Annotated in this window: 10 protein-coding genes; 8 read left to right on the forward strand and 2 right to left on the reverse strand. The window is 63.3% G+C overall.

Features of this window, described 5'->3' with window-relative positions; genetic code table 11:
* The first annotated feature begins 6 nt into the window (after positions 1 to 6).
* Positions 7 to 2586, forward strand: coding sequence for an ATP-dependent chaperone ClpB (clpB, locus tag C7451_RS00510; RefSeq protein WP_110297029.1), 2580 nt, complete (start codon positions 7 to 9; stop codon positions 2584 to 2586).
* A gap of 59 nt (positions 2587 to 2645) precedes the next feature.
* On the opposite strand, the gene C7451_RS00515 is transcribed toward clpB, so the two are convergent.
* A complete protein-coding gene (locus C7451_RS00515; protein WP_244181455.1) occupies positions 2646 to 3773 on the reverse strand; it encodes a DUF2891 domain-containing protein in 1128 nt (375 codons plus the stop codon).
* 155 nt (positions 3774 to 3928) lie between these two features.
* Here C7451_RS00515 and C7451_RS00520 point away from each other — a divergent pair, with 155 nt between their 5' ends.
* The 7 genes from C7451_RS00520 to C7451_RS00550 all read left to right on the forward strand — a co-directional run bounded on the left by C7451_RS00520 (position 3929) and on the right by C7451_RS00550 (position 10298).
* Positions 3929 to 5356, forward strand: a complete 1428-nt coding sequence (locus tag C7451_RS00520) for a circularly permuted type 2 ATP-grasp protein (protein ID WP_167398383.1) — start codon at positions 3929 to 3931, stop codon at positions 5354 to 5356.
* Positions 5357 to 5387: 31 nt separating this feature from the next.
* Positions 5388 to 6329, forward strand: a complete 942-nt coding sequence (locus C7451_RS00525) for an alpha-E domain-containing protein (RefSeq protein WP_110297032.1) — start codon at positions 5388 to 5390, stop codon at positions 6327 to 6329.
* 36 nt (positions 6330 to 6365) lie between these two features.
* On the forward strand, positions 6366 to 7181 hold the full coding sequence (locus C7451_RS00530) for a transglutaminase family protein (RefSeq protein ID WP_110297033.1): 816 nt from the start codon (positions 6366 to 6368) through the stop codon (positions 7179 to 7181).
* A 97-nt stretch (positions 7182 to 7278) separates the two neighbouring features.
* Entirely contained in the window at positions 7279 to 8010 is a 732-nt protein-coding gene (locus tag C7451_RS00535; protein WP_110297034.1) for a proteasome-type protease, read from the forward strand.
* A 41-nt stretch (positions 8011 to 8051) separates the two neighbouring features.
* Positions 8052 to 9455, forward strand: coding sequence for a PQQ-dependent sugar dehydrogenase (locus C7451_RS00540; RefSeq protein WP_110297035.1), 1404 nt, complete (start codon positions 8052 to 8054; stop codon positions 9453 to 9455).
* A 288-nt stretch (positions 9456 to 9743) separates the two neighbouring features.
* Positions 9744 to 9980: a hypothetical protein gene (locus C7451_RS00545; protein ID WP_110297036.1), complete on the forward strand. Its 237-nt coding sequence runs from the start codon at positions 9744 to 9746 to the stop codon at positions 9978 to 9980.
* A gap of 3 nt (positions 9981 to 9983) precedes the next feature.
* Positions 9984 to 10298 (forward strand): HPF/RaiA family ribosome-associated protein, encoded by a 315-nt coding sequence (locus tag C7451_RS00550; RefSeq protein ID WP_110297037.1) that lies wholly within the window; start codon positions 9984 to 9986, stop codon positions 10296 to 10298.
* A 78-nt stretch (positions 10299 to 10376) separates the two neighbouring features.
* Here the strand turns inward: C7451_RS00550 and C7451_RS00555 are convergent, their stop codons facing one another.
* Positions 10377 to 12575 carry a M13 family metallopeptidase gene (locus C7451_RS00555; protein WP_208625107.1) on the reverse strand — a complete coding sequence of 733 codons (2199 nt, stop codon included), beginning with the start codon at positions 12573 to 12575 and terminating at the stop codon, positions 10377 to 10379.
* Positions 12576 to 12616: the final 41 nt, after the last annotated feature.

Raw genomic sequence — 12616 nt, forward strand, 5'->3', positions numbered from 1 at the left:
ACTCCCATGAACCTCGAGAAATTTACCGACCGCGCCAAGGGCTTTCTGCAATCGGCGCAGACCGTTGCCATCCGCATGAGCCATCAGCGGATCAGCCCCGAACATATCCTCAAGGCGCTGCTCGAAGATTCCGAAGGCATGGCTGCGGGCCTGATCGCGCGTGCCGGAGGCCAGGCCCCGGTTGCAGTGCAGGAAGTCGATGCCCTGCTCGCCAAGGTGCCTGCCGTCTCGGGCGGTGGAGCGCAGCAGACCCCCGGTCTGGACAATGACGCGGTGCGCCTGCTCGACAGTGCCGAACAGGTGGCCAGCAAGGCCGGTGACAGCTTCGTGACCGTCGAGCGGCTGCTGCTCGCCATCGCGCTCGCCAAGGGTACCAAGGCGGGCGATGCGCTGGCCAAGGCAGGCGTGACGCCCGAAGCGCTCAACACCGCGATCAACGATCTGCGCGGCGGCCGCACCGCGACCTCGGCCAGCGCCGAGGAAAGCTATGAGGCGATGAAGAAATATGCGCGCGACCTGACCGCAGTCGCGCGCGAGGGCAAGCTCGATCCGGTGATCGGCCGCGACGAGGAAATCCGCCGCACCGTGCAGATCCTGGCGCGCCGCACCAAGAACAACCCGGTGCTGATCGGCGAACCCGGCGTTGGCAAGACCGCGATCGCCGAAGGCCTGGCGTTGCGCATCGCCAATGGCGACGTGCCCGACAGCCTCAAGGACCGCCGCCTGATGGCGCTCGACATGGGCGCGCTGATCGCGGGCGCAAAGTATCGCGGCGAGTTCGAGGAACGGCTGAAAGCGGTGCTGGACGAGGTAAAGGGCGCCGAGGGCGAGATCATCCTGTTCATCGACGAGATGCACACGCTGGTGGGTGCAGGCAAGGGCGAGGGCGCGATGGACGCCTCCAACCTGCTCAAGCCCGCGCTCGCGCGCGGCGAGCTGCACTGCATCGGCGCGACCACGCTCGACGAGTATCAGAAGCATGTGGAGAAGGACCCTGCGCTCCAGCGGCGGTTCCAGCCGGTGTTCGTCGGCGAGCCCAATGTCGAGGACACGATCTCGATCCTGCGCGGGCTCAAGGAGAAGTACGAGCTGCACCATGGCGTGCGGATCACCGACAATGCGCTGGTCGCGGCGGCGACGCTGTCGAACCGCTATATCTCGGACCGCTTCCTGCCCGACAAGGCCATCGACCTGATGGACGAGGCGGCGAGCCGCATCCGCATGGAGGTGGAGAGCAAGCCCGAGGAGATCGAGGCGCTCGACCGGCGGATCATCCAGCTCAAGATCGAGGCCTCGGCGCTGGGCAAGGAAAGCGATGCCGCGTCGAAGGACCGGCTCGCCACGTTGCAGAAGGATCTGGCCGAGCTCGAGCAGCAATCGACCGAGCTGACCACGCGCTGGCAAGGCGAGAAGGACAAGATCAACGCCGAGGCCAGGCTCAAGGAAGAGCTTGATGGCCTACGCATCGAGCTCGAACAGGCGCAGCGCAACGGCGATCTCGCGCGCGCGGGCGAGCTGTCCTATGGGCGTATTCCCGAGCTGGAGCGCAAGCTGGCCGAGGCCCAGAGCCACACGGCCGGCGCGATGCTGCGCGAGGAAGTGACCGAGGACGACATCGCCGCCGTGGTGAGCAAATGGACCGGTATTCCCGTCGACCGGATGCTTGCGGGCGAGCGCGAGAAGCTGCTCGCCATGGAAGAGCATATCGGCAAGCGCGTCATCGGCCAGCAGGCCGCGGTCGAGGCGGTGTCCAAGGCCGTCCGGCGCTCGCGCGCAGGCCTGCAGGACCCCAACCGCCCACTCGGCAGTTTCCTGTTCCTCGGTCCCACGGGCGTCGGCAAGACCGAGCTGACGCGCGCACTGGCAGGCTTCCTGTTCGACGACGACAACGCGATGGTGCGCATCGACATGAGCGAGTTCATGGAGAAGCATGCGGTCGCGCGGCTGATCGGCGCGCCTCCGGGCTATGTCGGCTACGAGGAAGGCGGTGTGCTGACCGAAGCGGTGCGGCGGCGGCCCTATCAGGTCGTGCTGTTCGACGAGGTGGAAAAGGCGCATCCGGACGTGTTTAACGTGCTCCTTCAGGTGCTCGACGATGGCCGCCTGACCGATGGCCAGGGCCGCACGGTCGATTTCTCGAACACGCTGATCATTCTCACCTCGAACCTGGGCAGCCAGTATCTTGCCGGCATGACCGAAGACCAGAAGGTCAAGGATGTCGAACCGCAGGTGATGGAAGTCGTGCGCGGGCATTTCCGCCCCGAATTCCTCAACCGGCTCGACGAGATCATCCTGTTCCACCGTCTGGGCGAGGAGCATATGGCGCCGATCGTCGACATCCAGGTCGCGCGGGTGGCGAAGCTGCTCAAGGATCGCAAGATCACCATCGACCTGACCGACAGCGCACGCAAATGGCTGGGCCGGGTGGGCTATGATCCGGTCTATGGCGCACGGCCGCTCAAGCGGGCGATCCAGAAATATCTTCAGGACGCGCTGGCCGACAAGCTGCTGCGCGGCGAGGTGCCCGATGGATCGACGGTGCACGTCACCGATGGCGATGGTCAGCTTGTGCTGACGGTGGGGTGATCAACCTCTCCCCTCCCGCGTGCGGGAGGGGAGAGCTTAGGGCGGGGTGGGGCTTTTACCTAGCTCCCCCCGATCCCCCGCTTCGTCGTCAGATAGGTCGCGAAGCTGCCCAGCCAGTGGCTGCCTTCGTAATTCTTGTCGCTGACCGCCTTGAGACCGCTTTCGGCGTGCAGCTTTGCCGTGGCGAGCAGTGCGGGGATGCGCGGGTCGCCCTCGGGCAGCGCGCTGGCAATCCCCTCCATCGCCCAGGCGCGCGAGAGGTTGACGCCATCGAGATGCACCAGCTTGCCGTCGGTGGGATCGCGCACCTCGCCGGGCGTGAGCCAACCCGTCCCGCCATCCGTCGGAATTTGCGGCAGGAACTTGCCCAGCCATGCGGGATATTCGGCCTGCGGCATCACCCGGCGCATCAGGTCTGCCTCCATCAGGCAGGGTGACAGGAAGTCCTCGCCCGAAGGCTCATAGGCAAGCGGGCAGTTCACGTCCGCGCGGTGGAACTCGAGCGATTTCGCCACCAGCTGCTTTTCGAACGCATCGTTCTTCACCCGGCGGGCATAATCGAGCATCAGGCCGAAGGCGAACGCACTCTGGTTATGCGTGCCGAGCCGGATCGGATAGGCGAGCTTGGGCAGCCATGCCTCTGTCTCTCCGACGATCTTCTGTTCGAGCGGGCGCAGCGTCTCTCGCCAGGCCTTGAGCTTGGGGTCCTCGCTCTCGTCGAGTTCGGCCACCAGTTGCAGGAACCACGCAGTGCCATAGGGTCGCTCGAAGCCCTTGCGGCCCTCGCCCTCGATGTATTCGAGTTCGGCCGCGATATTCTCGCGCGTGAAGCTGCGGTCGAGCGCGGCCAGGATCGCGGGCTTCATCGGCGAGGCGGGATCGGTCTTCAGGATGCGCACCAGCAGCCAGTGGCCATGGACCGAGCTGTGCCAGTCGAAACATCCGTAAAAGGCGGGCGTCAGTTCGCTCGGCGGCTTCGCGTCGCCATCGTCATTCAGCACGTGCGAGATCTTGTTGGGATATTCCTTGTGCACGCAGGTCAGCGCCAGCCGCGCGAAGCGATCGTTGACGGCATCGGGCCGCGCTTCGGGAATAGCGATCGAATCCTTCTCGTCGTTCGGTTCTGGCGATCCGCAGCCTGCCAGGAGCAACGCTCCTGCCAGCGTCCATCCGGTCCAGATTTTCAAGGTCTTGTCCCTTTCATCGCTTGGTCGGCGAATACACACGATAAGCCGGGATGTTACAAGCATCAGACGGCATGAAATGTTTGAAAAGCCCGGGAGCCTGAAATGCGCATTTCCTGTCTTGCGGCAGTGCACAATAACTGTCACATCTTATGCCAATGACAGGGGATAAACCGCACTTTGACGAGATGCTGCTGCCCGACGGTTCGGTGCGCGCACCCTATAGCGAATTTTGCGAATGGTATGGTGCGCAGGATGCATCTCGCCTCCGCACCAAGGCGCGCGATGCGGAGAATTTCTTCCGCCGCACCGGCATCACCTTTGCTGTCTATGGCGATGAGGAGGCGAGCGAGCGGCTGATCCCGTTCGACATTGTGCCGCGCATCATCTCGGGCCGCGAATGGGCGCGCCTCAGTCGCGGCATCGAGCAGCGGGTGCGCGCGATCAACGCCTTTCTGCACGATATCTATCATCGTCAGGAAATCCTGCGCGCAGGCCGCATCCCGGTCGAGCTGATCGCGAAGAACGAGGCTTTCCTGCCGCAGATGATCGGCATGGACCCGCCAGGCGGCATCTACACGCACATTATCGGCGTCGATATCGTCCGCACCGGGCCCGACCAGTTCTATGTGCTCGAGGACAATGCACGCACCCCCTCGGGCGTGTCGTACATGCTCGAAAATCGCGAGACGATGCTGCACATGTTCCCCGAGCTGTTCCGCAAGGTGCGGGTGCGCGAGGTGTCGGACTATCCGCGCAAGCTGCGCCGCTCGCTCGCCGCCAGCGCGCCGCGCGCGTGCAGCGGCCCGCCCGAGATCGCGGTGCTGACGCCCGGCATCCACAACAGTGCCTATTTCGAGCACAGCTTTCTCGCCGACCAGATGGGGGCAGAACTGGTCGAGGGGCATGACCTGCGCGTGATCGACGGCCGCGTCGCGATGCGCACGACCCAGGGCTATCGGGCGATCGACGTGCTCTATCGCCGCGTCGATGACGATTTTCTCGATCCGCTGACCTTCCGCCCGGATTCGGCCCTGGGCGTGCCCGGCATCATGGACGTCTACCGTGCGGGCGGCATCACGATCGCCAATGCGCCGGGCACCGGCATTTCGGACGACAAGGCAATCTACAGCTACATGCCCGAGATCGTCGAATTCTATACCGGCGAAAAGGCGATCCTCGAAAACGTGCCGACCTGGCGCTGTTCGGAAGCGGACTCGCTCGCCTATGTGATGGAGCATCTGCACGAGCTGGTGGTGAAGGAAGTGCACGGATCTGGCGGTTACGGCATGCTAGTGGGTCCGGCGGCGAGCCGCAAGGAGATCGCCGCGTTCCGCCAGAAGCTCAAGGCGCGGCCTGGCAATTATATCGCGCAGCCCACGCTCTCGCTATCGACCGTGCCGATCATGACGCGCCAGGGGCTCGCCCCGCGCCATGTGGACCTGAGGCCCTTCGTGCTCGTCTCGCCCAATGGCATCGACATCACGCCCGGCGGGCTCACCCGCGTCGCGCTCAAGAAAGGATCGCTGGTGGTCAATTCCAGCCAGGGCGGCGGCACCAAGGACAGCTGGGTGCTGGACGAATGAGCGCGGGCATGATGATCGGGGGGACGCGCTGATGCTGGGCAAGACCGCAGGCGGCCTGTTCTGGATGCAGCGCTATCTCGAGCGCAGCGAGAATATCGCGCGGCTGGTCGATGCCGGTTTCCGCATCGCATTGACGCGATCGGAAGCCGCCGAGGACGAATGGGCCTCGGTACTGACCACCGCAGGCGTCCGCCAGGCCTATGCGCAGCGCTATGAGAAGGTCGATGGATCAAGCGTCATCAATTTCCTGCTGCGCGACAAGACCAATCCATCAAGCGTGCTCTCGGTCATCGAGGCGGCACGCAACAACGCGCGCCTTGTCCGCACCGCGCTCACCCGCGAGGTGTGGGAGGCGACCAACGAATGCTGGATGACGCTGAAGGAAGCGCTGCGCACGCAGATTTCGGACAATGAATTGCCCGACGTACTGAGCTTGATCCGCCAGCAAAGCGCCCAGGTGCGCGGCGCGCAGAGCGGCACGATGATGCGCAACGACATCTATTTCTTCGCGCAGCTCGGTACCTTCGTGGAACGCGCCGACAGCACCGCGCGCTTCCTCGACGTCAAATATTACGTGCTGCTTCCCTCGCTGTCCTATGTCGGTTCCAGTCTCGACAACGTGCAGTGGGAGACCATCCTTCGCTCGGTCTCGGCCTATCGCGCGTTCCGCTGGCTCAATCCGGGTGAGACCAACCCGCGCAATATTGCGCAGTTCATGATCCTCGATCAGGTCATGCCGCGTTCCTTGTCCTTCTGCGCCAGCCGGATGGCCGGTGCGCTGGAGGCGATCGCGCGCGAATATGGCGGAGCAGGGGAAAGTCTGGTCCAGGCGAGCGCGCTGAGCCAGGAGCTTGCCGCGACCAATATCGACATGGTCGTCGACAATGGGCTCCACCAGTTCATCCAGGACTTCATCAAGCGCAACAACAGCATCTCGGCGCAGATCGAGCAGGAATTCCGCTTCTACCATTGAGGCAGCGGACAGGGTTCAAGGGGTTACGGGTCACTCATGCGGCTGCATATCGTTCACCGGACAAGCTATCATTACGATACGCCCATGCCTTATGCGCTGCAGCGGCTGCGCATGATCCCCAAGGATTCGCACGGGCAGAAGGTGCTGCGCTGGAAGACCAGTGTCGATGGCGGAACCAAGCAGGTCGAATATTACGATCATCACAACAACCATGTAGAGCTGTTCAGCTTCGACCCCGACCAGCATGACATCATCATCGAGTGCGAGGGCGAGATCGAGACCAGCGACCATGCCGGGATGGTCGGCCAGCATATGGGCTCCGCGCCGCTGTGGTACTTCAGGCGGGAGACGCCATTCACCCGCCCGGGACCTTCAATCCGCAAGCTGCTGCGTCAGTTCGAGGATCCCGGTACAGACGAGGGCGATCCGCCGCGGCTGCACGCGCTTTCGGCGCTGGTCCGCGGAGCGGTCGCTTACGAGATCGGCCAGACCGGGGCCACGACGACAGCGGAAGAAGCGCTGACCGCTGGCCATGGCGTGTGCCAGGACCACGCGCATCTGTTCATCACGCTGGCCCGGATGCTGGGCTATCCGTCGCGCTATGTCAGCGGGTATCTGCTGATGAACGACCGGATCGAACAGGATGCGGGGCATGGCTGGGCCGAGGTGCATGTCCAGGGCCTGGGCTGGGTCGGCTTCGACATTTCCAACGGCTATTCGCCCGACGAGCGCTATGTCCGCGTCGCGACCGGGCTCGACTATCGCGAGGCGGCGCCCATCGCGGGCATCACCTTTGGCAGCGGCACCGAGGCGATGACGGTCACGTTGCAGGTGCAGCAGGTCCAGCAATAGATCGGCCCGACTTTTCCACAACGCCCATTGCCGCTTGACCGATTGTTGCGCATGACGCCTTATGCGCGCCATGCGAACGAAGGGGGAGGACGCTCCTATGACATATTGCGTCGGGATGCGCCTGGACAAGGGGCTGGTGTTCATGTCGGACACCCGGACGAACTCGGGCGTCGACAATATCAGCACCTTCAAGAAGATGTTCACCTGGGAAAATCCGGGCGACCGCTACATCACCGTGATGACCGCCGGCAATCTTGCCACGACGCAGGGGGTGGTCAGTGCGCTGGAGGAACGAACCAAGGCCCCGCACGAGCGCAAGCCTTCGATCATGGAAGCACCCACCATGTTCCAGGTCGCGCGGATCATAGGCGAGACGCTGCGCGACGAGATCCTGCGGACCCGGTCCATCGCGGGGGAGAGCGCATCGTCCACCTTCAGCGCCTCGATGATCGTCGGCGGGCAGATTGCGGGCATGGAGCCTAAGCTGTTCATGATCTACCCCGAAGGCAATTTCATCGAGGCGGGCGACGACACACCATTCTTCCAGATCGGCGAGACGAAATATGGCCGCCCGATCCTGGTGCGCGCCTATGATCGCGACATGTCTTTTCATGATGCGATCAAGCTGCTGATGGTGTCGTTCGATTCGACGATCAAGGCGAACCTGTCAGTCGCGCTTCCGCTCGACCTGCAGATCTATGCGTCGAACAGCTTTGCCGGACGCAACCGCCGCATCCAGGCAAGCGATCCCTATTACAATCTGATCGCCGACCAGTGGAGCGACGCGCTGAAGAGCGCCTTTCACTCGCTACCCGATTATACCGGGTGATGCCGCTTGCGCCCGCTTGCGCTGCGCCCTAATTTGGATGCATGAACACCAGAACGCGCAACATCCTGATCTTTCTTGGCCTTTCCACAGCCGTCGTCGCGGGCGGCGGATGGTATTTCCTGAGCGGGGATACAGCAAGGCTCGACATTGCCGAGGTCAGCGGTCCGTCACCGGAGATCACCGCGCCGCGCAAGGAAACGTTTCCGACGATCAATGTCGCAGACGTGAAGCCGTGGGGCGCGAACGAGGCTCCCGAGGTTGCCGAAGGGCTGACCGTTGCGCGCTTTGCCGACGGGCTGGATCATCCACGATCGATGCTGGTGCTGCCCAATGGCGACGTGCTGGTGGCAGAAACCAACAGCCCGCCGCGTGAAAATCCCGGTATCGAGGGCATGGTGATGCGTCTGCTGATGAACAAGGCGGGCGCGGGCGTCAAATCGGCCAACCGCATCTCGCTGTTGCGCGACAGCGATGGCGACGGCAAGGCAGAAACGAAGACACCATTTCTGGAAGGGCTGAACTCGCCTTATGGCATGGTTCTGATTGGCGACACGCTCTATGTGGCGAATACCGATGCCGTGATGGCCTTTCCCTATTCGGAAGGCCAGACGAAGATCACTGCCAAGGGTCGCAAGGTGCTGAGCCTGCCTGCACAGAAACCCAACAATCACTGGACCCGCAACCTGATTGCCAATGAAGACGGGACCCGGCTCTATGTTGCGATCGGCTCAGCCAGCAACGTTGCGGAAAAGGGGCTGGAGGTCGAAAAGGGCCGCGCGCGGATCATCGAACTCGATCTCAAGACCGGCAAGAAGCGCGATTTCGCGGTCGGCCTGCGCAATCCGGTCGGTATGGCCTGGGAGCCCAATTCGGACGCGCTGTGGACCGTCGTCAACGAACGCGACATGCTGGGGTCCGACCTCGTCCCCGATTACCTCACCAAGGTGGAGGCCGGCATGCATTTCGGCTGGCCGTGGAATTACTGGGGCGGATACGAGGATTTCCGCGTCGAACCGCGACGACCCGAGCTGCGGGAATATACCCGTCGTCCCGATTATGCGCTTGGCACCCATGTCGCGCCGCTCGGCCTGACCTTTGCGAGCGAGGCGGCTTTGGGTAGCGGCTATGCCAATGGCGCATTCGTCGCGCTTCACGGATCCTGGAACCGCAAGCCGGCCTCGGGCTACAAGGTCGTGTTCGTTCCGTTCGGCGAGAATGGTCGTCCGGCAGTCACGCGCAATGCCGAAGGCAAGGTGACGGGCGGGTTACCGGTCAACGTGCTCTCGGGCTTCCTTACCAAGAGCGGCGACGCAAAGGGCCGCCCCACCGATGTCACCATTGACAGCAAGGGCGCGCTGTTGGTCACAGATGATGTCTCGGGCATCGTCTGGCGCGTGAGCAATCCGCAGGTGAAGGCAAGGCCGGTCGAAACCGCGATGCGGTGAGCATCATCGGCGATCGCTTCCCAAAGCCCTCCCACTTGATGGGGGAGGGTGGGGTGGGGGGATCGCGCCGGGTCAAGCATCCGTGAGCAATCGAACCCGGTCACATAACCGCCACCATCACCCCCACCGCCGCGACATGGGTGGCAAGCAGCCCAGTCTCCGCAGCCTTGCCCAGCAAGGGGGGGGGAGGGGGCCATGCTGGTGCGTGCTTCTTGCCTCACGAAAGTGGCACGGGAAAATTGAGCATGAAAAGCAGGAACTTGCCCGGCTCCCCTGCGTAAATCCTGCATGACCGATACAAACGACAACAACTCGCCCGTGCCCGATCAGGTGCGCCTGGCGGAGAAGGCGTTGAAGCTGAAACAGCAGGATGCGCAGCGCGACGATCCGGACTATCTGGAGCGTCAGACCGACACCGCAGATCAGGGCCGGATCGACGGTCCCAGTGACCATGATCCGCCGATGGGGGCGCTCGACGCCGAAGGGCACCGCCCCGTCCTCGAACGCTCCAGGAAGGTCCGCTGATCCATGCACATCCAGTTCAACACCGACAATCGCATTACCGGCGACCAGTCGCTTGCCGCACAGGCCGAGGACATCATCACCTCACGCCTTGACCGCTTTTCGAGCCGGTTGACCCGCGTCGAAGTGCATCTGGCCGATGTCAACGGTCCCAAGGGTGGCAGCGACGATATCGTCTGCACGCTCGAAGCCCGTCCCGAAGGCGGCAAGCCGGTGACCGTCAAGGGCAATGCAGGTCAGGTCGAAAGCGCGATCCGCGATGCTTCCGACAAGATGCAGGCGCTTCTCGACACGCATTTCGGCAAGATGCGCACGCACTGATCGTCCTCCCGCCCAAACGAAAAGGCCCGCTGTCACGGCAATGACAGCGGGCCTTTTCTTGTCTGCGCTCCGGCGCGTTTACCAGATGCGGATGCGCTGCTCCGGCGGCAGATACAGTGCGTCGCCCGGCTGTACGTTGAACGCCTTGTACCATTCGTCGAAATTGCGGACGGTACCATTGGCGCGGAAGTTTGGCGGCGAGTGCGGATCGGTGTTGAGCTGCTGGCGCAGATATTCGTCGCGCGACTTGTTCCGCCATACCTGCGCCCAGGCCATGAAGAAGCGCTGGTCGCCGGTCAGCCCGTCGATCACCTTGTCTTCCTTGCCATTGAGGTGGATCTTGTAGGCGCGATAGGCCATCGAGAGACCGCCGACATCGCCGATATTCTCGCCGAGCGTCAGTGCGCCGTTGACGCAGGTCTTGCCGTCATCGAGCGGGCAGAGCGCGCTGTATTGCGCGACCAATGCGCTGGTCAGCTTCTTGAAATTGGCCTGGTCCTCGGGAGTCCACCAGTCGCGCAGCACGCCGTCGCCATCCGACTTGGAACCCTGATCGTCGAAACCATGGCCCATTTCATGGCCGATGACGCCGCCGATCGCGCCATAGTTCACCGCCGGGTCCGCCGACAGGTTGAAGAAGGGCGGCTGCAGGATCGCAGCGGGGAAGACGATCTCGTTGCGCGGCGGCGAATAATAGGCGTTCACCGTCTGCGGCAGCATGAACCATTCGGTCTTGTCGATCGGCTTGCCGAGCTTCGACAGATTGTCGCGATAGGCCCAGGTGCCCGCCGCGATCGCATTGTCCAGCGCCTTGCCGGGGGTGATGGTCAGCGTGTCATAGGTCTCGAACTTTTCGGTATAGCCGATCTTGGGGGTGAACTTGGCAAGCTTGTCGCGTGCCTCGACCTTGGTAGCCTCGCCCATCCACTTGATGTCGGTCAGGTTGGCGGCCATCGCCTTGCGCAGATTGCCGACCAGCTCGTCCATCGCGGCCTTGTTCTCCGCCGGGAAATAGCGATCCGCATAGATCTTGCCGACGATCTCGCCCATCGAGCCTTCGACCGCGGCGACCCCGCGCTGCCAGCGCTCGCGCTGCTTCTGCTGGCCACCGAGAACCGTGCCGTAGAAGGCGAAATTGGCGGCATCGATGTCCGAAGGCAGCACGCTGGCAGCGTTCGAGAGGAAACCGGCTGCCAGCCAGGCCTGCCAGGCCTCGATCGGCGCGGTGTTGGCAAGCGTGAACAGTCCTTCGATGCCGGTGCCAAGCTTGGCGGCCTGTTCGGGCGTCAGCTTCTCGGCGGCGATCTCGTCGGCCGTCGGGGTCAGCTGGCGGACGACGAATTCCTGCTGGCCATCGACACCCACGGTCTTGATGAAGGTCTCGACCGGGAAACCATTGCCGAGCGCGACCATCTCGGCCTTGCTCAGCTTGTTATAGGTGAGGTTGCGGTTGCGGCCGATCGCGCGGTCCCAATGTGCCGTCGCGATCTGCTTTTCCAGGTCATAGACCATCTGAGCTGCCTTGGCCGGGTCGGCATAGCCCGCCTTGCCCATCAGGAAGGTCAGATACTGCATATAGGCCGCGCGGACCTTCTGGTTCGCCTCGCTGTCGACCAGATAATAGTCGCGATCGGGCATGCCGAGCCCTGCCTGGGTGACCTGGAAGATATACTTGTCGGTCTGCTTGGAATCGATATCGACATAACCGGCAACCGGGCTGCGGAAGCCGGGGGTGGCGAACAGCCTCGCCAGATCCTGGCGCGTCTTCACCGCCTTGATCTTGTCGAGATAGGGCTGGGCTGGGGCGAGGCCTGCTGCGTCAATGGCGGCCGTATCGAGATAGGCGTTATAGAAGGCCGCGACCTTGCCCGCGCCGGTGTCGATCGCCGGCTTGGTAGCGGCGAGCTCGTCGATGATCTTGCGCACGCGCTGCTCGGACTTTTCCGCGAGCAGGGTAAACGCGCCATAGCGGGCCCGGTCGGCGGGGATTTCGAACGTGTCGAGCCACTTGCCGTTGACATAGGCATAGAAGTCGTCGCCCGGCTTGACCGCGGGGTTCATCAGCGTCGTGTCGACACCCCATGTGCCCCAGAAATCGCGCGCGGTGGTGGTGACGCCTTCGGCGTCGGTGGTGCCGCCGCTGGCAGTATCGCCTGCGACTTCAGCCTCGATCAGCGTGTCGATATCGCCCGGCTGGGCATCATGCTCGTGCGCCTGAGCGGGTGCAGCCGCCAGGGCAATCAGCGCAGCGGACGCGAGCAGAAAATTCTTGACCATTCATAGCTCCCCGTATGTGTCAGAAGGCCCGAAGATACGGG

Source organism: Blastomonas natatoria, assembly GCF_003201955.1.
Classification (GTDB): domain Bacteria; phylum Pseudomonadota; class Alphaproteobacteria; order Sphingomonadales; family Sphingomonadaceae; genus Blastomonas; species Blastomonas natatoria.

What these genes read in the sequence shown, in the direction of transcription:
- C7451_RS00555 (WP_208625107.1), bottom strand. Translation starts at nt 12,575, where the DNA reads ATGGTCAAGAATTTTCTGCTCGCGTCCGCTGCGCTGATTGCCCTGGCG.
- C7451_RS00550 (WP_110297037.1), top strand. Translation starts at nt 9,984, where the DNA reads ATGCACATCCAGTTCAACACCGACAATCGCATTACCGGCGACCAGTCG.
- clpB (WP_110297029.1), top strand. Translation starts at nt 7, where the DNA reads ATGAACCTCGAGAAATTTACCGACCGCGCCAAGGGCTTTCTGCAATCG.
- C7451_RS00525 (WP_110297032.1), top strand. Translation starts at nt 5,388, where the DNA reads ATGCTGGGCAAGACCGCAGGCGGCCTGTTCTGGATGCAGCGCTATCTC.
- C7451_RS00545 (WP_110297036.1), top strand. Translation starts at nt 9,744, where the DNA reads ATGACCGATACAAACGACAACAACTCGCCCGTGCCCGATCAGGTGCGC.
- C7451_RS00530 (WP_110297033.1), top strand. Translation starts at nt 6,366, where the DNA reads ATGCGGCTGCATATCGTTCACCGGACAAGCTATCATTACGATACGCCC.
- C7451_RS00540 (WP_110297035.1), top strand. Translation starts at nt 8,052, where the DNA reads ATGAACACCAGAACGCGCAACATCCTGATCTTTCTTGGCCTTTCCACA.
- C7451_RS00535 (WP_110297034.1), top strand. Translation starts at nt 7,279, where the DNA reads ATGACATATTGCGTCGGGATGCGCCTGGACAAGGGGCTGGTGTTCATG.
- C7451_RS00520 (WP_167398383.1), top strand. Translation starts at nt 3,929, where the DNA reads ATGACAGGGGATAAACCGCACTTTGACGAGATGCTGCTGCCCGACGGT.